This is a genomic window from Gracilibacillus suaedae (genome assembly GCF_017599345.1).
In the GTDB taxonomy this organism is placed as follows: Bacteria; Bacillota; Bacilli; order Bacillales; family Amphibacillaceae; genus Gracilibacillus; species Gracilibacillus suaedae.
On sequence record NZ_JAGFVL010000021.1, the window covers coordinates 59291 to 81933 of the forward strand.

At 36.3% G+C, this 22643-nt stretch carries 17 protein-coding genes and 1 pseudogene; 14 read left to right on the forward strand and 4 right to left on the reverse strand.

Annotated features, from left to right (window positions below):
* The first annotated feature begins 3 nt into the window (after nucleotides 1–3).
* The 12 genes from J5J03_RS05775 (at nucleotide 4) to manA (ending at nucleotide 16116) form a co-directional block, all read left to right on the forward strand.
* A complete protein-coding gene (locus tag J5J03_RS05775; protein WP_269435789.1) occupies nucleotides 4–1983 on the forward strand; it encodes a DHH family phosphoesterase in 1980 nt (659 codons plus the stop codon).
* Complete coding sequence (gene rplI, locus J5J03_RS05780) at nucleotides 1980–2426, forward strand: 50S ribosomal protein L9 (RefSeq protein ID WP_208587202.1); 447 nt, start codon at nucleotides 1980–1982, stop codon at nucleotides 2424–2426. Before J5J03_RS05775 ends, rplI begins: the two co-directional genes overlap by 4 nt.
* 273 nt (nucleotides 2427–2699) lie before the next feature.
* Nucleotides 2700–4061: a replicative DNA helicase gene (gene dnaB / locus J5J03_RS05785; RefSeq protein WP_208587204.1), complete on the forward strand. Its 1362-nt coding sequence runs from the start codon at nucleotides 2700–2702 to the stop codon at nucleotides 4059–4061.
* Nucleotides 4062–4287: 226 nt separating this feature from the next.
* A complete protein-coding gene (locus J5J03_RS05790) occupies nucleotides 4288–5577 on the forward strand; it encodes an adenylosuccinate synthase (protein WP_208587206.1) in 1290 nt (429 codons plus the stop codon).
* A gap of 749 nt (nucleotides 5578–6326) precedes the next feature.
* Nucleotides 6327–7733 (forward strand): peptidoglycan DD-metalloendopeptidase family protein, encoded by a 1407-nt coding sequence (locus J5J03_RS05795; protein WP_208587208.1) that lies wholly within the window; start codon nucleotides 6327–6329, stop codon nucleotides 7731–7733.
* A gap of 225 nt (nucleotides 7734–7958) precedes the next feature.
* Nucleotides 7959–8663 carry a response regulator YycF gene (gene yycF, locus J5J03_RS05800; RefSeq protein WP_208587210.1) on the forward strand — a complete coding sequence of 235 codons (705 nt, stop codon included), beginning with the start codon at nucleotides 7959–7961 and terminating at the stop codon, nucleotides 8661–8663.
* Between the two features lie 6 nt (nucleotides 8664–8669).
* Nucleotides 8670–10490, forward strand: a complete 1821-nt coding sequence (gene walK, locus J5J03_RS05805; RefSeq protein ID WP_208587211.1) for a cell wall metabolism sensor histidine kinase WalK — start codon at nucleotides 8670–8672, stop codon at nucleotides 10488–10490.
* Nucleotides 10487–11857, forward strand: coding sequence for a YycH family regulatory protein (locus tag J5J03_RS05810; protein WP_208587213.1), 1371 nt, complete (start codon nucleotides 10487–10489; stop codon nucleotides 11855–11857). The genes walK and J5J03_RS05810 overlap by 4 nt, the downstream gene beginning before the upstream one ends.
* A complete protein-coding gene (locus tag J5J03_RS05815) occupies nucleotides 11838–12773 on the forward strand; it encodes a two-component system regulatory protein YycI (protein ID WP_208587215.1) in 936 nt (311 codons plus the stop codon). The genes J5J03_RS05810 and J5J03_RS05815 overlap by 20 nt, the downstream gene beginning before the upstream one ends.
* Nucleotide 12774: 1 nt before the next feature.
* Nucleotides 12775–13572, forward strand: a complete 798-nt coding sequence (locus tag J5J03_RS05820) for an MBL fold metallo-hydrolase (RefSeq protein ID WP_208587217.1) — start codon at nucleotides 12775–12777, stop codon at nucleotides 13570–13572.
* Between the two features lie 21 nt (nucleotides 13573–13593).
* Nucleotides 13594–14832: a S1C family serine protease gene (locus tag J5J03_RS05825; protein ID WP_208587220.1), complete on the forward strand. Its 1239-nt coding sequence runs from the start codon at nucleotides 13594–13596 to the stop codon at nucleotides 14830–14832.
* 324 nt (nucleotides 14833–15156) lie between these two features.
* On the forward strand, nucleotides 15157–16116 hold the full coding sequence (gene manA, locus J5J03_RS05830; protein ID WP_208587222.1) for a mannose-6-phosphate isomerase, class I: 960 nt from the start codon (nucleotides 15157–15159) through the stop codon (nucleotides 16114–16116).
* Between the two features lie 80 nt (nucleotides 16117–16196).
* Here manA and J5J03_RS05835 read toward each other — a convergent pair whose 3' ends face one another.
* The 4 genes and pseudogenes from J5J03_RS05835 to J5J03_RS05850 form a co-directional block, all read right to left on the reverse strand.
* On the reverse strand, nucleotides 16197–18260 hold the full coding sequence (locus tag J5J03_RS05835) for an SA1320 family protein (RefSeq protein WP_208587224.1): 2064 nt from the start codon (nucleotides 18258–18260) through the stop codon (nucleotides 16197–16199).
* A gap of 10 nt (nucleotides 18261–18270) precedes the next feature.
* Complete coding sequence (locus J5J03_RS05840; protein WP_208587226.1) at nucleotides 18271–19221, reverse strand: DUF1672 family protein; 951 nt, start codon at nucleotides 19219–19221, stop codon at nucleotides 18271–18273.
* A gap of 299 nt (nucleotides 19222–19520) precedes the next feature.
* Nucleotides 19521–20138, reverse strand: a pseudogene (locus J5J03_RS05845) (SA1320 family protein); the annotation flags it as partial.
* 17 nt (nucleotides 20139–20155) lie between these two features.
* Nucleotides 20156–21067 carry a DUF1672 family protein gene (locus J5J03_RS05850; RefSeq protein WP_231710622.1) on the reverse strand — a complete coding sequence of 304 codons (912 nt, stop codon included), beginning with the start codon at nucleotides 21065–21067 and terminating at the stop codon, nucleotides 20156–20158.
* A 565-nt stretch (nucleotides 21068–21632) separates the two neighbouring features.
* Between J5J03_RS05850 and J5J03_RS05855 the strand changes: the two genes are divergently transcribed.
* Both J5J03_RS05855 and J5J03_RS05860 read left to right on the forward strand, forming a co-directional pair.
* The gene (locus J5J03_RS05855) at nucleotides 21633–22046 is read left to right on the forward strand and encodes an NUDIX hydrolase (RefSeq protein ID WP_208587233.1); all 414 of its coding nucleotides are present in this window, start codon (nucleotides 21633–21635) and stop codon (nucleotides 22044–22046) included.
* Nucleotides 22047–22085: 39 nt separating this feature from the next.
* Nucleotides 22086–22637: a GNAT family N-acetyltransferase gene (locus J5J03_RS05860; RefSeq protein ID WP_208587235.1), complete on the forward strand. Its 552-nt coding sequence runs from the start codon at nucleotides 22086–22088 to the stop codon at nucleotides 22635–22637.
* The last annotated feature ends 6 nt before the right edge of the window (nucleotides 22638–22643 follow it).

Below are 22643 nucleotides of genomic sequence, written 5' to 3' on the forward strand. Positions count from 1 at the left end.
ACAATGCCAAAAATTAAAGATAAACCAGTTGCAATGGGGAGGCATATCATAGGCATATATGTACTGTCCTTTGTGCTATTAATATTTCTCTTTTATTTTCATTGGATTATTGGTACTGTGATGACCGTTCTGTTTTCCATATCATTGTACCATAGTATAAAGCGGGAAAAGCAACTGGTGGACCAAACAGAGGCATATATATCAACACTTTCTTATCGTGTCAAAAAAGTCGGTGAAGAAGCCCTGTTAGAGATGCCGATAGGGATTATATTATACGGAGACGACCATCAGGTAGAGTGGGCAAATCCTTATATGAATCAGTTTACCGAAACGGACTCATTAATCGGTGATCATCTTGACACCTTATCGGAAGATATTTCTTCTTATTTAAAAGATGATAAGGAAACATTTTGGCTAACGATTGATCAATATGATTTACAAGTATATAACAAAAAAGAAGAAAAATTATTATATCTGTTTGACCGAACGAAACAAACAGAACTTCACAAGCTATACCAGAATGAAAAAACGGTTTTAGGTACTATCTTTTTGGATAACTATGAAGAAATTACGCAAAATATGGATGATACTGCCAAAAGTCAAATTAATTCACAGGTTACATCTATTTTAAACAATTGGTCGAATGAGCATGGGATCTATTTAAAACGAACATCACAAGAGCGATTTATGGCGGTCATGAATCAGAAGATTTTGGCTGATTTAGAGAAATCAAAATTTGAAATTTTGGATGAAGTTCGTGAATTAATTACCGATAAAAATGTACCATTAACCTTAAGTATTGGGATCGGATTAGGAAGTGAAGAATTACCAGGTTTGGGTGAGCTAACACAATCCAGCCTTGACTTGGCGCTTGGTCGAGGTGGAGATCAAGTTGTTATTAAAGATGATACTACTGGAAAAGTACGTTTTTATGGTGGTAAAACAAACCCGATGGAAAAGCGAACGAGGGTAAGAGCGAGGGTTATTTCTCATGCTTTAAAAGAATTAGTCAAAGAAAGCGACCAAATTATAGTAATGGGGCATAAAGCTCCTGACATGGACTCCGTTGGTGCTTCCATCGGTGTGTTAAAAATAGCACAGGCGAATGATGTAGAAGGTTTTATTGTCTTAGATGAGAATGATATTAATACAGGGGTACAGCGATTAGTAGATGAAATGAAAGACAGTGAGGAATTGTGGTCCCATTTTATTGACCCTGATTCGGCATTAGATATCGTAACGAAGGACACCCTTTTAGTGGTGGTCGATACCCATAAACCTTCCTTGGTGCAAGAGGAAAAGTTAGTCCATAAGACGGAACATGTGGTAGTGATTGACCACCATCGTCGAGGTGAAGAGTTTGTTGATCACCCTACACTCGTTTATATGGAACCATATGCCTCCTCGACATCAGAGCTAGTAACAGAATTGTTGGAATATCAGCCTAGTAAGCTTTCTTTAAATATGTTAGAATCAACAGCATTATTAGCAGGTATTATTGTAGATACGAACAGCTTTACCTTACGAACAGGATCAAGAACATTTGATGCTGCTTCCTATTTACGATCCAAAGGTGCAGATACCGTTTTAGTCCAGAAGTTTTTAAAAGAAGATTTGGATATTTATGTAAAACGAAGCAGATTAATTGAGAATACGAATATTTACCGTGGTAATATTGCAATATCTGTAGGGAATTCAAGAGAGAGATATGGCCCTGTCATTATTGCTCAAGCTGCAGATACCTTGTTAATGATGACTGGCATTGAAGCGTCCTTTGTGATTTCAGAACGAGAAGATGGGCGTATCGGTATCAGTGCTAGGTCACTGGGAGATGTCAATGTCCAGGTTATTATGGAAAAAATGAATGGTGGCGGTCATTTGACGAATGCTGCTACACAATTAGATGATATGGCAGTAATCGATGCCTATGAATGGTTGAAAGAAATAATAGATGAATATTATGAGGGAGGAGAAACAGAATGAAAGTAATTTTTACCCAGGACGTAAAAGGCAAAGGAAAAAAAGGGGAAGTAAAAAATGTTTCCGATGGATATGCTCGCAATTACTTGCTGAAAAATAATTTAGCAATTGAAGCAAACCAAGCAAATATGAAGGCACTAAAGGCAAAGAAGAATAAAGAGAAGCAATTAGAACAGCAAGAAGTAGAAGAAGCACAGCAATTAAAAGAAAGATTAGCTAATTTAGAAGTGAAAGTGACAGCAAAATCTGGTGAAGGCGGACGTTTATTTGGTTCCATTACAAGTAAACAAATTGCTGAAACACTAAAGAAAGATCATCAAATTAAAATGGACAAGCGTAAAATTGAATTAGATCAACCAATTCGTTCATTAGGTTATACAAACGTACCGGTCAAAATCCACCCAGAAGTAACAGGTACGATAAGAGTTCATGTTGTAGAAGCTTAACACAATGGGAAGTTTACGTTACTTCCCATTTTCTTAAGTAGAGAACTCGGATCAAATGTGATATATGGCGGACATTTAGTACGTTATTTCCTAGATTAATGTTCCATTTTAGGTGTTGGCGGACAAAAAATCCCTTATTAAACGAAATCAGCTGGAAATCAGCTTTATTTTGAATGAATAACGGAATAAATGTCCTCAAACATCCTAAAAACGTTCATTTTGTCACAAATAGCGGAATGGATGTCCACTTTTTGTTTGAAAGGGGGCAATGAGATGGCGGAAATGATCCAAGGGCGAACACCGCCTCACAATATAGAAGCAGAACAAGCGGTACTTGGTGCCATTTTTCTAGAGCCGGATGCTATTTCCAGTGCTTCGGAAATATTAATCCCGGAAGATTTTTACCGAGCAAGTCATCAGCTTATTTATCGAGTGATGTTAGAACTGTCAGATAAAGGAGAACCGATAGATATTGTCACAGCTACAACAGTTTTGGCGAATAATCAACAGTTAGATGACGTTGGCGGTGTCTCTTATTTAAGTGATTTAGCTAATGCTGTACCTACAGCAGCGAATATTACTTATTATTGCAAAATTGTCGAAGAGAAATCGATCCTCAGAAGACTGATTCGAACAGCTACTGATATTGTAACAGACAGCTATTCTAAAGAAGACGAAGTAGAAGAAGTGCTGAATGAGTCTGAGAAACGAATATTAGAAGTATCGAATCGAAAGAATGCTTCTTCTTTTAAAAATATCAAAGATGTATTAATGGAAGTCTATGATAATATCGATCTATTACACAAAAACCAAGGTGAAGTTACCGGAATTGCCACTGGCTTTCGTGACTTAGATCGTATTACCTCGGGTTTCCAGCGTAATGATCTTATCATTGTTGCTGCAAGACCGTCTGTTGGTAAAACAGCTTTTGCCTTAAATATTGCCCAAAATGTTGCGATTAAAACAGACGAAAATGTCGCGATTTTCAGTCTGGAGATGGGGGCAGATCAGCTGGTGTCACGTATGCTTTGTGCAGAAGGTAATATTGATGCGCAGCGTTTAAGAACGGGTACTTTAGAAGAGGAGGACTGGGGAAGATTATCGATGGCAATGGGGAGTTTATCCAATGCCGGTATTTTCATCGATGATACACCTGGTATTAGAGTAAGTGAGATTCGTTCCAAATGCCGTCGTTTAAAACAAGAACATGGCCTCGGAATGATTTTAATCGATTATTTGCAATTAATTCAAGGTAGTGCCGGTTCACAAGAAAACCGTCAACAAGAAGTATCGGAAATTTCCAGATCATTAAAGGGATTAGCAAGGGAATTAAATGTGCCATTAATTGCATTATCACAGTTATCTCGTGGAGTTGAATCCCGTCAGGATAAGCGACCGATGATGTCCGATTTACGTGAATCAGGAAGTATTGAGCAGGATGCCGATATCGTTGGGTTCTTATACCGTGATGATTACTATGATAAGGAATCTGAAAAACAAAATATTATCGAAATCATTATAGCTAAACAACGTAACGGTCCAGTTGGAAACGTCGAACTAGCCTTTGTAAAAGAATATAATAAATTCGTAGATTTAGATCATCGCTATCAGGATAGCGATATACCACCAGGATAAGGATATAGTACCCTTATCCTTTTTTACTGCAAGCAAAAATATGCAGACAGATTGGTATAGTCTAAATATTAGATGTTCATAATAGACTATGGAATCTCAACAGGTGTTTTTTTACGAACAATTATAATAAAATCATTAGAAATGTTCGTAATTAAATTGACATTGCCCGCTAAGATTGGTAGAATTAGTTCGAAATCAATAAATTGATAAGGCGGAGGTGCCGTTTATGTCTTCAGTAGTCGTTGTAGGTACACAATGGGGAGACGAAGGAAAAGGCAAAATAACAGACTTTCTTTCACAAAACGCAGAAGTAGTAGCACGTTATCAAGGCGGAAATAACGCAGGTCATACCATAAAATTTGATGGTATTACATATAAACTACACTTAATACCTTCAGGAATATTTTTTAAAGACAAAACTTGTGTATTAGGTAATGGTATGGTTATCGATCCAAAAGCAATGGTTGAGGAATTAAAATATTTACATGACAAAGATGTCAGCACAGATAATTTACGTATTAGCAATCGTGCCCATGTCATCTTACCATATCATTTAAAACTAGATATTTTGCAGGAAGAAGATAAAGGCGTCAACAAGATCGGTACAACACGCAAAGGAATTGGACCAGCTTATATGGATAAAGCGGCCCGTGTTGGCATTCGCATCGCCGACTTATTAGATAAAGATGCTTTCCGTGAAAAATTAGAAAGCAACTTGAAAGAGAAAAATCGTCTTTTTGAAAAAGTATATGAAACAGACTTGATAGAAGTAGAAGATATATTAGATGAGTATTATGAATATGGTCAGCAATTGAAAAAGTATGTGGCAGATACATCTGTTGTATTAAATGATGCATTAGATGAAGGACGTCGTGTGCTTTTTGAAGGGGCTCAAGGGGTTATGCTTGATATTGACCAAGGTACGTATCCTTTTGTTACTTCTTCCAACCCAATCGCTGGCGGTGTTACGATCGGTTCTGGTGTTGGTCCTTCTAAAATTGATCATGTAGTAGGTGTGTCAAAAGCCTATACAACTCGTGTTGGAGATGGACCATTCCCAACAGAATTACATGATGAGATTGGTGATCAAATCCGTGAAGTTGGTAATGAATATGGTACAACAACTGGACGTCCCCGCCGTGTCGGCTGGTTTGATAGTGTTGTTGTACGCCATGCTCGCCGTGTAAGTGGTATTACAGACTTATCTTTGAACTCAATTGATGTTTTAACAGGTATTGAAACATTAAAAATTTGTACAGCTTACAAGTACAAAGGCGAAATCATGGAAGAGTTTCCAGCTAGTTTAAAAGTGCTAGCAGAATGTGAGCCTGTTTATGAGGAGTTACCAGGATGGACAGAAGATATCACTGGTGTCAAAAGCTTACATGAATTACCAGAAAATGCGCGTCATTATTTAGAGCGGGTTTCCCAGTTAACAGGTATTCCATTATCCGTTTTCTCTGTAGGACCAGACCGTTCACAAACAAATGTTGTTAGAAGCGTTTATAGTAATTAATCCAGAAAAGCAATGATATATAAGCTAGAAGGTATAAACTCCTTTCACTGATGTGAAGAGGGGTTTATACCTTTTTTATAGGAAGCATAGGGCCACTGGTATCATAACTTTTATAACCAACAAATCAAAAAAGGAGGATACAAGATTTGTTGAATAAATGAAGATAACCAACAAATCAAACAAGGGAGCTACAGGATTTGTTGAATAAATGAAGATAATCAACAAATCAAACAAGGGAGCCACAGGATTTGTTGAATAAATAAAGATAATCAACAAATCAAACGAAGGAGCCACAAGATTTGTTGAATAAGTGAAGATAACTAACAAAAATCAAGTAAGAAAGCCACGAGATCTTCAGTTGCTTGGTCTCCACTATTAGAAGATGGGATATTATTTGTAAGAAGTAGTATAATGCCTTTTTTACTATAAATCCGTGTTATTTCTTGCTAGCGTTAAAGGGCATGATAATAGTATGGGCAGCCGAAGTGGTGGTCCTTACTGTCCATATATTTCATAAGTACATCCAAAGCAACTATCGATTTTTCTTATAGAAAAGAAGAAAGCATTCCTAGGCAAATATTCCTATTGTTACAAGTCGTGTAATATTTTGGTTTTTATTATACAGTTTTGTTACATTCTCTTTAAAATTGTTCAATGCTGTTTCATTTTATGGTAGATTGGGTAAGGAAGATTTGAATTAGAGATAAATAGACTTAATAGAGTAGTTGGGGTTATAGGAGGAAGTTAGAATGCGATTAAATATGAAAGAGTTCGTGAAGCATCTGACGGTTGCTGGTGTTGTGGCATTAGGTCTTACGTCACAAGTTGTTTTAGCGGATGACGAAGGACTAAGCAAAGTCTATCATGTCTATGTAGAAGGTAAGCATGTGGGAATTGTAGAAAATAAAGACATCGTAGAGGATTACATTGCGGAAACAATCTCTGATCATCAAGATGAGAATGACTTTACATATACCGTAAGCGAAGAGATTAACTATGTTACAGAGACAGTTTTTTCGTCGGAAGCGGATAATCAGGAAGTGTTGGATCATTTAGATGAAGAATTAACGGTAGCTGTAGAAGCACAAGCCTTAACGATTGGTGATGAGGTAGTTGGATATTTTGCAGAAAAAGATCTAGCAGAACAAGTCATCCAAGAATATAAAGAAGAATTTGTTAGTGAAGACGTATTAGAAAAAATAGATAATGATTCAGAACGAGAATCTGAACCACTATCTGTAGGGGAGTCTCATATAATAGACGTTTCACTAACCGAAGAGGTTTCAATAGAAGACAAAAAAATTTCAGAAGATGAAATATTAACTGTCGAGGAAGGCGTTACGCTGTTAGAAAAAGGTACATTGGAAAATAAAAAACATGTAGTGGATGATGGAGATGTTCTAGGAAGTATTGCAAGTGAGTATGATCTTTCACTAGATGAATTACTAGAACTCAATCCAGACCTAACAGAAGATTCTTTAATCAAAATCGGAGATGAATTAAATGTAACAGCATATGAACCTTTTGTAGAAGTTGTTGTTACGGAAGAAAAACTCGATGAAGAAGAAATCGCCTATGAAACAGAAGTAGAAGAATCAGAAGATATGTATAAAGGCGAAGAAGAAGTGAAACAAGAAGGCGAAAACGGGACCGTGGAAAAACATTATCAAATTGAAAAAGTTAATGGTAAAACAGTAGACACGGAAGTTTTAGAGGAAAATGTAACGAAAGAGCCGACAAATAAAGTGATTGTCAAAGGTACGAAGGTAGTTTCATCACGTGGTAGTGGAGATTTCCACTGGCCGGCTGTCGGAGGTTATATATCTAGCCATGTTGGAGAACGTTGGGGTTCTTACCATAAAGGGATCGACATTGCTGGTGTAAGTGACCGCTCGATTTTAGCTGCTGATAACGGAACAGTTACTTCTGCTGGATGGAACGATGGCGGTTATGGTAACAAAGTTGTAATTGACCATAACAATGGTTATCGTACGATTTACGCTCACTTATCATCGGTCGACGTTTCTTCAGGTCAAACAGTAGAAAGAGGCCAAAAGATTGGTGTGATGGGGGATACAGGCTTTTCAACAGGTATCCATTTACACTTTGAAATATATAAAGACGGTTCATTAGAAAACCCAGCAGACTATTATTAAACACTTATATAAAGTGAGTGTGAGGGTCTTACAGCCGTATAGCACTGTGATAATATATATCCAAAATTAGATAGTATCAAACCCTTGTTACCGTATCGTAACAAGGGTTTTTTGCGAATAGAGCAGACTCGTTTTAATTAGATATAGTAGCGATAAGACATTTTTGTTAATTTCGGTTAGAATAGAACATAAGGAAAAATTTAATGGAAAAAGGACGTGCTTTTTATGAGTCAAAAAATATTAGTAGTAGATGACGAAAAGCCAATTGCAGATATATTAAAGTTCAACTTAGAAAAAGAAGGCTACGAAGTATTGTGTACCTATGATGGAGAAGAAGCGATTGAACTCGCGATCAATGAGGATCCTGATTTAATTCTACTAGACATTATGTTACCGAAAAAAGATGGTAATGAAGTTTGTCGAGAAGTAAGAAAAACCCATAGTATGCCGATTATTATGCTTACTGCAAAGGATGCAGAGATTGATAAAGTACTTGGCCTTGAACTTGGAGCAGATGATTATGTAACGAAACCTTTCAGTAACAGAGAGTTAATTGCCAGAGTGAAAGCTAATTTAAGACGCCTGGAAGTAGAACCTGCCAACCCAAAAAACGAAACAAAAGATATTGCGATCGGTTCCTTGGTAATTCATCCAGATGCATATACCGTTACAAGGGATGGTGAATATATTGAGCTTACACATCGTGAATTTGAATTACTTCATTATCTTGCTCGTCATATTGGTCAAGTGATGACGAGAGAACATTTGTTAGAGACGGTCTGGGGTTATGACTATTATGGCGATGTTCGAACGGTTGATGTAACGGTCAGAAGGCTGAGAGAGAAAATTGAGGATAATCCGAGTAATCCATTGTGGATCGTAACAAGAAGAGGTGTCGGATATTATTTGCGAAATCCTGAACAGGGGTAATGTTACATGAATAAAGTGAGTTTTTTTCAATCGATTCGATTAAAAATTATTGTCATACTTAGTTTGTTTATCCTATTGGCAATTCAGGTGATCGGTACGTATTTTGGTCAGAAATTAGAGGAAAATTTGGTAAAGACTCACCAAAGTAATGTGGAAGACCGACTCCAAGTATTAGTAAATAATTTAGACGATGCTTTTAAAAAAGAACGATCTGAAGATGAAGAGGAACAAACATTACAAGAAGAGGTTCGAGATATTACAGAGACATACTCCAGTGATATCTTTTCTGAATTGCAAGTGATTGATTCGCAATTTCGAGTCTTAGGTTCGAATAGTTTTGATATGGTTGGAAAGAAAATCTCTGGAAACAGTAGTATTCGTCTTGCATTGGTACATGGGCAAGAAGACGATGATGTCAGAAGAAATGGACGAGATCGTGTCTATGTGCGGACCTTACCAATTACCGATGAGGGTGTGGCTGTCGGTGCGATTTACTCTGAAGCTTCTTTAGAGGGAGTATATGACCAATTACAAGACATTAATGAAATTTTCGTAAATGGAACGATTCTCGCGGTTGTCATATCGATTATTATAGGTATTCTGGTAGCGCGTACGATAACGAAGCCTATTACCGAAATGCGGAAACAAGCGATGGGAATGGCTCGAGGGGATTTCTCCAAGAAAGTAAATGTATATGGTCAAGATGAAATCGGCCAGTTAGCAACGACTTTTAATGATATGAATGATCGCTTAAAGCTAGCGAATCAAACAACAGAAGAAGAACGCAGAAAGTTAAGCTCCGTACTTTCCAATATGTCGGATGGGGTTATCGCTACTGACGAAAAAGGAAATATAACCTTAATGAATGACCCAGCAGCACACTTAATTGGTGTGACTTTATATGAAGTGAAAGGTCAACCTATCAAAGATATATTACAAATTGAAAATAAAGTCGTAGATGTAAAAGAGTTAGAAGAAGTAGGTACGTTAACGATAGACTTTAGTGATGATGAACAACTCTTTTTAATTAAAGCGAACTTTTCAATTGTTCAGGACGAAGAAGGGAACTTCATGGGATTAATCACGGTGATTAGTGATGTAACCGAACAAGAGAAGGTAGACAGAGAGCGTAAGGAATTTGTCTCCAATGTATCACATGAATTACGTACACCGTTAACAACGATGAGAAGCTATCTAGAAGCATTAACAGATGGTGGTGCATGGGAAGACAAAGAACTAGCGCCACAATTTTTACAAGTTACCCAAAATGAAACCGAGCGAATGATCCGTTTAGTTAATGATTTATTACAATTGTCTAAGATGGATCATAAAGAAAGTGCTATGTACAAGAAGAGAATCGATATTATTCCGGTTTTTAACCATATATTGGACAGGTTTGAAATGAACAAAACGGAATTAATACATGTAGAACGTAAAATACCGGATGAGCGTATATTTGTTTGGGTAGACCAAGATAAAATAACGCAAGTAATAGATAATATTATGTCTAATGCTATCAAATATTCTCCAGAAGGCGGAAAAATTACATTCCAGGTTGTGAAAGAGCCTCATCGTCTGCGAATAAGCATTAGTGATCAAGGATTAGGTATTGCTAGAGAGAAAGTGGATAAAATTTTTGAACGATTTTACCGAGTGGATAAAGCACGTTCAAGAGAATTAGGAGGAACCGGACTAGGTTTGGCTATTTCCAGGGAAATAATCGAAGCACACCATGGGCACATTTGGGCTTCCAGTAAAGAAGGTAAAGGAACTACTATTTATTTCACGCTACCGCTCAGGAAAAGAAAGCGAGGTAGTAGAAAATGAGGATAGATTTTGAGCTCGTTAAAACGGTATTACTTGTTTTCTTAGTGTTACTAAGCTTTTTACTAACATTTGGAATTTGGAGTTATCAAGGGAATTATGAACCATCTACCGGTAATTCCGTAACAGATGCCGAGCTGAATGGATCAGAGGAGACAAAGAAAAATCTAGTGCAGCCATCGCAAATTGTTATGCATGATGAGGGTTCGTTACTAGGATTCGATGATAGTGAGGATGAATTAGAAGTATTTCAAGAAATTTCACAGTGGGCGTTGTATGATTTTAAAATCTATTCTGAAAGTGAAGATTTTGAAATAAATGGATCTTCTAATGTGATAGAGCTTGTTTTCCCCACTTCGATTCCTTCTTCAATTATCGGTGAAATGTTTACAACAGATGATAGTATGACGATTGATAGTACATTTGAGCGTGTTTATATATTTGCTGATGAAGACCAATCCGATCCACGGATCATATTTAAAAATCATGATCAAGATGGCATCAATATTGAGGCAAGTGTGCAAAACGTGACAGAAGTTGTGGAATATTTCAATCAACTAATACTCGATTATGACGTTATTAATTATGAGAAAATGGAACTTGCGAATGAACGCACCGTCTATTTTCCAAGTGAGGTCAATATTACAGGGAAACAATATCGCTTTGAAACCATTAGTACTGAAAATACTAATTTCCGGTCGATCTTTTTCCGTAAGCCGTCAACTGTTGTCAATACAGAAGATGTAGAGGGAAATGAAGTATTAAAAGATAATCAACGGGAAGTTGTGATTAAAGGCTATGCGATGGAGTATACTAACTTTTCTCCATCAGAAAATAATCAAGAACAAAATGGTTCTTTTGAAGAAACAACAAATATTGGTGATTTCTTGCTCTCTAGCTCAATAGATTTTATCAATTCTCATAAAGGCTGGCTTACTGGTCAAGGACTACAATATCGATTGTATGACTTGAGCGAAATTTCCAATAGGGTTGAATATCGAATGGTTCTTGAAAATTATCCGGTTTTTTCAAAGGATAATGAAGGTTTATCATTGATGTCTGTTACCTATAAGAACATGAATGAATATAACTATGTTCGTCCATTAATGCAATTAACAACACCGTATGATCGTGGTTCGACTGATCTAATGTCTGGTGATGAATTACGTGATTATCTCTACCGGACAGATCGTATTGCCTTTAACCAGATTACAGATATTCGATTAGGCTATCGAATGGAGCAACAAGGTCAAATATTCGATTTTATACCAACGTGGTGTATTAAGACTTATGCGGGTTGGGAATATGTAACAGATGATGCTAATGCTGTTACACAAGGAGGAGAGCTAAATGCAATGGGGGCAAATTAAGACACTGTTCATTCTTTGTTTTCTTATCCTTGATATTTTCCTGTTACATCACTTTATTACTTATTCCACTACTAATTATGAACCTACTGACAATGTGCCTATGGAAGATAATGTTCGGAATAATGTGAATGGATTAAGTAATGTACCTGAAGAATCTCCATCTGAAGAAGCCATGTTATCTGCAGAACGTAAGGAATTTACTGAAACAGAGGAATCGGAAATTGCCAACCTTCCGAATCAAGGGAGTATCATTATTGACCATCACTTAATCATATCTGAATTTGATCAGCCTTTAGCGATTAATGTGGAGGAAGATACGGAAGCATTAGCAGAAAACATCTGGAATTTTGACCAATATCAATATTTCGGAAAGAATGAAGCTGCTAATACTTATATATTCTTTCAGGTGATTGACCGTCCCATTTATTTTAATTCTAGTGGAACTCTCTTGATACAAGTGAATGAAGAGGGAGAAGTAACACACTATGTTCAAACCATACTAGAAAAGACAGATGATCAGACAGAACCAGAAGAAATTAATTCACCTATGAATGCTTTAACGGGTTTATATCTTAGTGATGGTTTCATCCATTCTGGAGATGAAATAACAGCTGAAGTGCAATTGGGCTACCATAACTTATTACCTTTAGCAAATGGTGCTCAATTACTAGCACCAACATGGCAATTCGAGGTGAATGAGGAGTCCCATTATTATGTCAATGCAATTGAGGGTCATTCAACATCTAGTGACAGTGAAACCTTTATCCGAGAAATGAAAACACAAATCATGGACTATTTTGCAGAAGACAGTACAGCGGATATAGAGATAACAGATGAAGAATGGGAAGAAGAAGATATAGAATTATTATTAGCACAACTTTTAGAAATTAAAGTAGAAACAAATGGAGTGGAGTAAGATGACGTTACATTTTAGTGTATTAGCATCTGGCAGTACGGGGAATGCTTTTTATATCGGAACAGAAAAAGAGAAAATATTAGTGGATGCAGGCTTAAGTGGAAAAGAAATGACTCGCTTATTCTCAGAGATCAATGTGGATCCCAACAGTCTTTCCAAAATATTAGTGACACACGAACATAGTGATCATATTAAAGGGTTAGGAATCTTTGCCAGAAAGTATGATTTACCGATTTACGCCAATGAAAAGACATGGAAAGCGATGGACAGTGCGATTGGCAAAATAGAGCTCGATCAGAAATTTATATTCAAAATGGAAGAGACCAAAACCTTTGGTGACATAGATGTAGAATCTTTCGCTGTGTCCCACGATGCAGCAGAACCGATGTTTTACACCTTCCATCATAATGGCAAAAAAGTAGCACTTGTAACGGATCTTGGCTATGTTTCAGAACGAATAAAGAAAACTGTGCAGGGAGCGGATGCGCTGATTTTTGAAGCGAATCATGATGTCGAAATGCTAAGAATGGGTCGTTATCCATGGAGTGTCAAAAGACGGATATTAGGAGACAGTGGTCATGTTTCCAATGATGATTGTGCCGTTGCTTTAAAAGATATTATAGATAATGAAACAAAACGTATTTATTTAGCACATTTAAGCAAAGATAATAATATGAAGGATTTAGCTAGAATGTCAGTGGAGAATGGTTTAAATGAATATGGTTTTACGGTGGGGGATCACGTTACTCTTCATGATACAGATCCGAAGTCACCGACACCTATATATGAAGTAGTTTAAATCAGGAAAGAAGGTGAAGTAATGGGCTATTACGATGACCATTACCTATCAAAGAAACCACCAAAGAAAAGAAATTGGTTAACACCTTTTGTCGTTGGCTTGGTTTTAGGTGCCTTTCTGTTTGCTGTGTTACTGCCATCGTTAGTCCAAAATAACCTTTTACCATATCAAATCATGATCAGCGATAATATGGCAACCAATCAACATCAAACAGACAATAATGCAGGAGACAATATCGAGCCTTCAGACATTCGCAATGTGCAGGTTGACATCTCCACCAAAATCTCAGAAATAGTAGGAGAGGTATCACCAGCTGTTGTAGGTGTTGTGAATGTGCAAGATCAGACAGATTTTTGGCAACAGGAAGAGGAGTCTGGTGAAGCAGGAACAGGCTCCGGAGTGATTTATAAAATTGAAAATGACTCCGCATTTATTGTAACCAATCATCATGTTATTCAAGGGTCCAATCAAGTAGAAATTGTCTTGTCAGATGAAACACAGGTAGAAGCTAGCCTTGTTGGAAGTGATTTGTATACGGATTTAGCTGTGATTGAAGTGGACGCTAACTATGCAGAAAAAGCTATTGAAATAGGGCGATCAGAAGATGTCCATGTAGGAGAACCAGCGATTGCCATTGGTAATCCATTAGGCCTGCATTTGTCTGGTTCTGTCACACAAGGGATCATTAGTGGGAAACAACGTGCGATTCCACAGGATTTTGATATGGATGGAAGGGCAGATTGGCAAGCGGAAGTTATTCAAACAGATGCTGCCATTAACCCTGGTAATAGCGGTGGAGCCTTATTAAATATGGAAGGGCAGTTAATTGGTATTAACTCAATGAAAATTGCAGAATCCGCGGTCGAAGGGATCGGCTTTGCGATTCCGGTAGATGATGTAATTCCAGTCATTGAAGAGTTAGAACAAAATGGAGAAATTATGAGAGCTTACTTAGGCGTGGAAGCATACTCGTTAAATGATATCGCAAGAGTAGAATGGGAACGCAGCTTGAACCTGCCTGATGATGTCGAAGGCGGTATCTATATTCGTAGTGTGGAACCAATGTCTCCAGCTGACCATGGTGGCTTAGAGTCTTACGATGTGATTACCGAGCTTGATGGCGAGCCGATTCAGGATATTGTAGATTTACGCAAACATCTCTATTCGGAAAAAACAGTCGGAGATCAATTAACGATTACCTACTATCGTGATGGTGAAGAACAGCAAACAACGGTAGAATTAACCTCATTATCGTATTAATTCGATGTGGATAAGAACTTTCAACAGTTTTTATCCACATTTTTTGTTAGTTATTCACACACTGTGGATATAATTCTGGATAAATGTCCATATATGGTGTAGAACATAAATTCTTATACGATATATATAAGAAAAATGTGAGTATGTTAATAATTTTGTGGATAAGATGTTTGTATGGCTGTTTAGATGTGAATAAGTGACAAATTTCGTGCATTGTGAACAAAATTGTGGATAAATAGCAGGCTATAGATTGATTTTACATGGATAAGATAGTATCTTTTAGGAAGTACAAACTTATAGCAATGATAAGGGGAGAGTCTATTTATGTATCAAGAACCAATTTTCCTTCAACCGATTTTTCAGGAACGGATATGGGGCGGTCAAAAGCTACATACAGAGTTTCATTACACGATTCCTTACGAACGAACAGGTGAGGCATGGGCAATATCTGCTCATGAGAATGGACCAAGTAAAATTAGCAATGGCCCATTAAAAGGTCAAACCCTGTTAGATGCATGGAATCAGCATGGTGAATTATTTAACAAGCCTGTGGATAACCAGGAAGCTTATCCACTGTTAATCAAAATTTTGGATGCGAACGACAATCTTTCTGTTCAAGTTCACCCTGATGATCAATATGCAAGAGAAGTAGCGAATGAAGCATATGGTAAAACAGAATGCTGGTACGTATTAAGTGCAGAAGAAGATGCCGAATTAATTATCGGCCACCATGCCCAAACAAGAGAAGAATTAGAAAAGATGATCGATGAGGGCAAGTGGGACGATCTTTTACGCCGTGTTAAAGTAAAAGCAGGCGATTTCGTCTATGTACCAAGTGGAACAATCCATGCAATCGGTAAAGGAATCGTTATTTTAGAAACACAGCAAAGCTCTGATATTACCTATCGCGTTTATGACTATGATCGGACAGATGCAGCCGGTAATACAAGAGAATTACATTTAAAAGAAGCGAAAGAAGTAACGAGTGTTCCACATGAAACACCGCAATTAACCCAAGAAGTTGTGGATAAACAAGGATTAACGGAGAAAAAGCTAGTAGAAGAAAAGTATTTTACGGTTTACCATTGGGATTTAAATGGACAAGCAGAGCTGGAAAGAACGGCAGACTTTGTGCAAGTCAGTATTGTAGAGGGAGAAGCTACTATTACGACAGGTAGCCAAACATACGATATTAAAAAAGGTGACCACTTTATTATTCCGGCTACGATTCAGCATTACAAATTAGATGGTAATGCAACCTTTATTGTTTCGCATACGTCTTGATCATTATCTTCTATAGAGCAAAATAAATCGACAAGCCCTCATCGGAGAATAACTCTGATGAGGGCTGTTATGTTTATATGCTAATTTGCTGCTCGTTCTACTTGATCCTGTAATCGATTAATATTTACACTAATATGTCTGCCATATATTAATAACTCTAGAATCGTTTTGGCATGATGGTCTGCTAATTGGCTGTTAATATCTTGGAAAACTAAGTCCAGTTCTCTTATAAGTGCGATTGCTGAATTATTATATAAGTGAACATCAAAAAAACGTTCATTATTAAACAAAGCATTTTCTAAATAGGGACGAAACCTGTTTATAATAGTAGGAATATTGCTATTCAATCTTCTAACGCCATCCCGTATTCCATTAATCCTTGATGCAAGGGTATCGATAGGCTCTAGAGTATGCTTGACGGTATTTCTCACTTTATCATCGAAGTCGGTAAACGTACTTACTATCATTCCTGGCAAACTTTGGCGAAGAAATATATTGGTTCCTTGTTTAATGGCAAAAGATAAGCTTTCGATTGTAACTTCTAAACTTAAGAGAATGACGTTTATACCTTCGAGTACAGGAGTGAGAAGATTGTTCATTTTCGTTGAGAAATAGGTAAAGGATAAGTCCAATTGTATTTCTTTAATATCCAGTTTAGATTCTAAGTACGGGGATGGTTCTAAGTTGTCAGTGTTAGCTTTTACGGAGATGAATACCTCTTTAATGTAGGCAATTTTATTTTGGATAGCATTTGCTAATTGTAAATCAGTTTTTTCAAAAGTATCTGCGGTGTCTTCGATTTGTTGTTGAAAAGCTTGTATTTGCGTAAGCAATATATCGTTATTATTCATCAAAATGTTAAAATGTTCCTGTAATTCGTTCACTACAGCGTCATGCCATTTTTCCATTCCCACATGAAAAAGCTTAGGAACTACGCTTGTTAAAATGAGGTGAGAGTTATCCATTAATTCATCAACATTACTACTTAATTGGTTCAAAAAATTTCTCGCTTCTTCCACCAATGAAGATACATCAACTTGACGGTTCATGATAAATTCCATCAATTCAGCTGGTGGGGAATTTAATAAGTAGTTAAGTGATTGTCCTTTGTCTTCAATTAGATCCAATAGTCGATGCATATACTCCATATTCTCTTGAATAGAATCTCCCATCATTTCTATATCTTCACCAATTTGGGATTCAATAATCTGTTGGAGGCTGCGTCGGAGAATGTTAATCCTTGTGTGCCTTCTTTCTGCTTCATGATCAATAATTTCTTTTGAATTGCCAAGATATTCGGTAGCTCTTTCTAACCTAGTAAAAACAGAATCATGTAGCCCATTGGCTAATGTATGTAATGCTTCTGGTGTAATTTGAATTTTAGTTGATCCTTCCCCATAAATTGGTTGCCCTGTCCATGCGCTAGTTACAATGTGCTCATCAGCTTTTACATGAATTTGACCAGATCCTGGACCACCATCTGGACGGATTTCATAATACTGCGTTCCATCGTCATTTCTTAAATAACCTGTATGGTTACTTCCAATCGTTCCAAATTTGCTCTCAGCAGTACTTGGTATACCATTATAAATTTCATGCTTTTTCCCTGGTACACGATCACCGAGCCCTAAGCTATCTAATGTCATATTTAATACATCATACTGACCGATATAGTTCGTAATGTTGTCATAATCCTTATCCGCGTCTACTAAATGACCAGGTAACAAGGCCGGATTGTACGTTACAGATCTAACATTTGGATACTCAACCGCTATGGAATTGGCTAATGCCCCACCTAAGGAATTGCCTGTAACGGAATCAATGCCATACTGTCCATCCATATCTGTATAATATTCTTCAGCTGCTGTTAATTGTGGTACATCCGTGCTGCTAAGTAAATAAGCATCGGTGAGCAAGTCTTCGAGTTGGTCTTTGTCGGTGCCGACGTAGACGATGGTGTGTTCTTGAGTGGATAGGTTTTTTACAGTTATGGCGTCGAGGCCTGTAGAATGATTGTAATTAGTATCAATTACTATATATGCTGTGTCATTTATTTCAATTCTATTTCTTCTTTCCTGTTCAATATATGCATGATAACCTGCTAACTGTACTAAATCACTGTCGTTAGTATATTTATCAACCATTTTTATCACCTTATTCTTTTATAATATCTTCTGGAACAGGTAATTCTAGACTGTTATCTTTACTTCCAGATGCAACTTTCATATCAATATAATTATCATGAAGGCTTATTCCATATCGACCCTTGGGTATATTATCAGCTTCTTCAATTTTTTCGATTAAATGATCAAAAGCTTCCTGGCTAGGTTCAACATTTTTCTTTGCCATATAAAGATTTATCGCGACACTAATTTCATCTGGTTTTATTTTATTTACTGGAATCATTTCTTCCCATTCCTTACTTGAGCGATTGGATTTTTTTAAGTACTCCTGATATACCATTTCGAAGTTTTTCTCATCCCAAATTGTTACAAAATAATACTCGTTACTAAATTGATTTGCACCAATAGGCACAGCTTCTTTAGTTAGTCCTGTTAAGTCATACTCCTGGTTAACTTCTTCGATCAAGTCTGTTAAATGTTGAAACTCATCTTCCATCACCATGCCATATATTCCAGCCATAATGGCATTTTCTATTTGTCCTTCTTGTGACCACACTTGATCAACTAGAATTTCTTTTTCTTGTTTATTAATTGGAATAATGGCATAGGTATAAAAGTGTGGTTCTCCTACTGATTCCACAAATACGGTAGCACCATCCACATTGCCAACTATGTTATGTACGATGACTTCTGTGTTATATTCTTCATCAAAAAAACTTTTTGCTGCTTTTTTAATGATTTCACGGTTTTCATTTGCTATTTTATCTGTTTCTTTTCCGTTTCTTAACGTGTACTCTTCACCTGTGTATTCTTGCACAGGCATTAATACTTCTGGATTTTTTCCGTTTACTCCATTATCTATATCTGTTGTTTCGTTTTCTGATGCATCATTAAATTTATCTAGCACTTCACCACATCCTCCTAAAATAAATAAACTGACAATCATGATGACTACTAAACTACTTTTTCTCACTTTTAACATTTTCCGCCTCCTTATCGAAGCTTACGCATTTTCATTATAAGAATAATGATATGTAAAACCAACTATTTATAATGAAATTTTTGGAAATGATCCGTTTTATCTATGCTAACAGATGGATTATATGGTAATTTATAACTATATATAGCATTTCGGGGGAGACTTTTTGATAACTACAACATCCGTTAATGCTTCGCCTAAAAAATTTCCAATAGTGAATCAATTCCATACTGCAGATTTATAAAAAATAATCCAATTCTGTATGAAAACGTGGGGATATGTTTACTGAAGATCCTTTATATTCCTATATGGTTACTTCCGATCGTTCCAAATTTGCTCTCAGCAGTACCTGGTATACCATTATAAATTTCATGTTTTTTCCCCGGTACACGGTCACCGAGCCCTAAGCTATCTAATGTCATATTTAATACATCATACTGACCGATATAGTTCATAATGTTGTCATAATCCTTATCCGCGTCTACTAAATGACCAGGTAACAAGGCCGGATTGTACGTTACAGATCTAACATTTGGATACTCAACCGCTATTGAATTGGCTAATGCCCCACCTAAGGAATTGCCTGTAACGGAATCAATGCCATACTGTCCATCCATATCTGTATAATAATCATCAGCTGCTGTTAATTGTGGTACAGCCGTGCTGCTAAGTAAATAAGCATCGGTGAGCAAGTCTTCGAGTTGGTCTTTGTCGGTACCGACGTAGACGATTATTGTATAATTTGTTTTAATATTCTGAACAGTTAATGCATCTAAGCCTGTATGTTGATCATAATATACATTTTTAACTTCATATCTATTTCCATCGATTCTAATTATTTCATCTACATCATAACCTAAATAAGCATGATAACCAGCTAGTTCTACTAAATCCGTATCACTGTTATTGGTAACCGACATATTGTTTCTCCTTAATTTTAATTTTTTATTAAATTATCAATTCTTACTGAATTCTTTTTACTACCTACTGCTTTCCTTTTATTTATGTTATTATCATGAATGGATAATCCATACATTCCTTTTGGCAGGTTATCAGTTTCTTCTATAGAAGTTTTAAGCATTTCTATTGTTTTTTCATTTGGTTTAGCATTTGCAACTTCCATGTAAAGATTAACTGATATTCTAATAGATTCTGGATTAACATCATTAATATTAATCATTTCACTCCACTCTTCTTCAGATCTATTGGGATCTTCTAAATAACTTTCAATAATTGGTATAAAGGGGCTCTCATCTCGTATAGAGACGAAATAAAACTCATTACTAAATCGATTTGCACCTATTGGGATTGCTTCAGAATTTATTCCAACTAAATTATGTTTTTCAGTGACTTCCGAAATAAGGTTAGTTAAATTATTAAATTTTTCTTCAAGTATAAGACCATAGATTCCAGCAATAATCGCATCTTCTATTTGCCATTCTTGAGACCAAACGTTGTCTTCTAGAATTTCTTCGTTTTTAACATCAATCGGAATAATTGCGTAGGTATAAAAATGTGGTTTCCCTATTGATTCTACAAACACCGTTGCACCATCTACATTCCCAACGATGTGATGTACTGTAACCTCTGTTTTATATTCTTCTTTAAAGAATCTTTTTACTGCTTTTTCTACTACTTCTCTATTTTCATTAGCAATACGTCCTGTCTCTTCGCCATTGTCTAACTTATATCCTTCTCCAGTATATTCTTGGACTGGTACATAAACATCTTCCACATTATTCTCTTCTGACTGGCCCGCAGTTTCTTTAGAATCGTCCATATCGCTAGAACACCCTCCTAAAATAAATACAAACAAAATAGATGTAACTAAAATAATTTTTTTAATCATTTTCAACAGATACTGCCTCCTTATCGAAGCTTACGCATATTTATTATAAAAATAATGATACGTAAAACCAATTGTTTATAATGAAATTTTTGGAAATGATTCAATTTATCTATGCTTGCAGAAAAATGGAATGGTAATTTATAACTATATATAGAATTTGGGGTGTAGACTTTAGATAACTACAACATTCGTTAATGCTTTGCCTAAGGAATTTCTAATACTGAATCAATTCCATGCTGCAGATTTATAAAAAAAATAATCCAATTCTGTATGAAAACGTGGAGTATGTTTATTGAAGATCCTTCATATTCCTATTCTCAGTATTGGATATTTGTGTTAATAATTAATTAAAAGGTTGCAAAGAGGCTAGTTAGACCCAAAAGGGATTTAACGAGATATAAGCTTGTTGGGATGGGGGTGGTTGGGCAAGAGAAAGATCACTGGAAGGATGTTGCAATCAATTTGAGTACGATGGAATCTGGAAGGCAATTAAAACTGAAGGATATCAACCATCTTTCGAAAACATTCTTTTTAGAAGATGATAAAGAAATGGGGAGTGGTTTTAATGAAACGAGTAGATGTAGTCTATGCACTTATTTATGATGGCATACAGGAAAAAGTTCTAATGGTTCACAACACTAAATATGATGATTGGTCTTTACCAGGTGGATCTGTTGAACCAGGAGAAACGCTATCCCAAGCAGCTATACGTGAAGCAAAAGAAGAAACGGGTTTAACTATTGAGGTTGATCACATTATCTCCGTCAATGAAGCGTTTATGAAACCTGCTGACCATCACGCCCTTTTCATAACGTTCAAAGCAAGGATAATAGATGGTGAGCTTTCTATTCAGGATACAGAGACCATCTCAGACGTAAGGTGGGTCGATGTGAAAACCGCTGATGAAAGAATGCCATATCATGAAAATGGTGTTAAATATTTGCTAAATCAATCCGTTCCTTATGTGTTTCAAGGATAGGGTCGAATCAGTAACAACGTAAAATAAGGAGTGATCGTAATGTTGTTTGAATCATCAAAGGTAAGATTAAGAAAAATGACGAAGGAAGATACAGAACTTTATCACAAATGGAGAAATGATATAGCAGTAATGCAATTCACAAATCCCTCTTTGGATGTATATCCGATAGAGGCAACGAAAGAATTTGTAGATACTGTTATTTTAAATTCTCCTCATTCTAAAAGCTACATCATAATGGAAAAAGACAATGAAATCCCAATTGGCATTGTATCCTTGATCCACATGGATTATAAGAATCGAAACGCTGAATGTATTATAGACATTGGTGAAAAAGAATATTGGGGTCAAGGGTATGGTTCAGAGGGATTAAAATTACTACTTGATTTTGCCTTTTACGAAATGAATCTTCATCGTGTTTCACTCAAAGTATTTTCATTTAATGATAGAGCTATTCGATTATACAATCGGATTGGCTTTCAAGAAGAGAGAAAAAGTAGACAAAGCCTATTTAGAAATGGTGATTGGCATGACATCATTCATATGGGTCTTCTGCAAAAGGAATACTTTGAGACACAAATAACTAGTACATAAAGTATG